This is a genomic window from Shinella sp. JR1-6 (genome assembly GCF_004284735.1).
Lineage (GTDB): Bacteria > Pseudomonadota > Alphaproteobacteria > Rhizobiales > Rhizobiaceae > Shinella.
Window position 1 is genome coordinate 1 of sequence record NZ_SHMI01000125.1, and the last position, 962, is coordinate 962.

Genomic DNA, 962 nt, shown 5'->3' on the forward strand with positions numbered 1-962 from the left:
GGCACCACGCTCACATCAGCACTCCATGGCTCGGGACGAGCGGCGGGTTAGGCAGCGGCCTCAGCGCCGTAGTAATCTTTGATCCCTGCCGCCTCAAACAAGCGCTCACGGTCGTCAGCCCCAAACTGGTACGAATTGCCAGAGACCAACCACACCTGCGTTGTTCCAAAGCCCCGCTCTTCGATTGACGCAATGCTGCTGACTGAAATCCAAGTCGTGGAGTTGATCTTGAAGAACCGCTGGGATTCGTCGCTCATCGCACTCTCCTGAAACGAAAGCCCACCGCCGGGGATGAAACCGGGGTGGGCAATAGACCGGATTTTCCGGTTTACTCAGGACGCAAGACTGGCGCGGTATTCAGCGCGACCGGCATCCGTAAGAGCATCGAGCGGGTTGAACGTCGTGGACGAGCCGATCTCCTTGGTGGAGACGCAATCGAGGATGGGGTAGCCGCCGCCGTTCGCCCCAGCGCCGTACACCATGTCGCCCCACCAGCGGCGATAGGGCGTCACGTACCGGTCGATATAGACCGGGTAGCTGATCGGCTTGCTGTCGATCTCCGACACGCGGGCCTTGATGCGCTTCCACTGCTTCGCGTCCGGCGGCCCGTCCATGACCTCGGAGAAGCCTTCGAACCATGCCTTGAATTCCTGGAGCGTCATTGTCTCGATCCTTGGTGGTGATGAAGCAGGACGGGCTTGGCGCATGCCCCGCATTTAACCAGCCTGCCCTATGTCGTCAGGTGACGGATTGGCTGGCACCTCGTCCTGAGCCTGCCGACAAGCGACAGGTGGGGGATACATGCCTGCCTACAGGCTTACGGATAGGAGCCGGTTCCTACTGAGGCAGAGCCGGCATGCCACTCTGGTTTCTTTATCGACGTTCAGAGCTTGACCGCCCGGAGGCTCGTCGCTTCATACCGGTGATCAGCCGGCGTTACGGCTATGCCGTATGGGGTCGGG

The 962-nt window shown here is 60.6% G+C and carries 2 protein-coding genes; both read right to left on the reverse strand.

Annotated elements, in window-relative coordinates:
* Positions 1-47 precede the first annotated feature (47 nt).
* Entirely contained in the window at positions 48-257 is a 210-nt protein-coding gene (locus tag EXZ48_RS34690) for a hypothetical protein (protein WP_130521624.1), read from the reverse strand.
* Between the two features lie 75 nt (positions 258-332).
* On the reverse strand, positions 333-662 hold the full coding sequence (locus tag EXZ48_RS34695) for a hypothetical protein (protein ID WP_130521626.1): 330 nt from the start codon (positions 660-662) through the stop codon (positions 333-335).
* Positions 663-962: the final 300 nt, after the last annotated feature.